Below are 539 nucleotides of genomic sequence, written 5' to 3'. Positions count from 1 at the left end.
CTGATAACGCCGGCGGTTTCTTTTGATATGTTGCAAGTTTGCTTCTAGTCTTCAGACGGCCTTGTCGGAAGGTAAACGTCAAAACGCGTGCTTTTGCCTGTGTATTGATAAGCAGGTTTGCGCCCGTCGAGAAATTCGCCCAAGCGCGGGCGTTTGACGACAATGCGCTTTTTGGCAGTATTCAACGCTGTGTCCAGAAGCTCTGCTTCGTCTTGAGCTGCGCCGACCAAGTCGTGGAAATAGGACATTTCTTTTTTCACGGCGGCGGTTTTGCGGCGCTCCGGATACATCGGGTCGAGGTACACCACATCGGGCCTGCCGTTTTGAGTAGCCAATTTCTGCATCAAATCAACGGAATTGCCGAAATGCAAAGTAATGCGTTGGGCAATCTCCCGTGCCTCTTCACTTTGCCCTGCCCTGTTGAGGCCGTCTGAAAGTAGACAGGCAACGGCAGGATTTTGTTCAAAAGTTTGTACATTCAAACCCAACGAGGCAAGCACAAAACTGTCGCGTCCCAGTCCGCCGGTAGCGTCCCAGAC

General features: G+C 51.9%; 1 protein-coding gene. It reads right to left on the bottom strand.

Going from position 1 to position 539, the window contains the following annotated elements:
* Positions 1-44: 44 nt before the first annotated feature.
* Positions 45-539, bottom strand: a 495-nt coding sequence (locus ACTHUR_RS17530; RefSeq protein WP_440399995.1) for a class I SAM-dependent methyltransferase, incomplete at its 5' end; no start/stop codon positions are given.

The sequence above is a fragment of the Neisseria sp. P0021.S007 genome (assembly GCF_051956855.1).
This window is presented reverse-complemented; position numbering and strand designations above follow the sequence as displayed.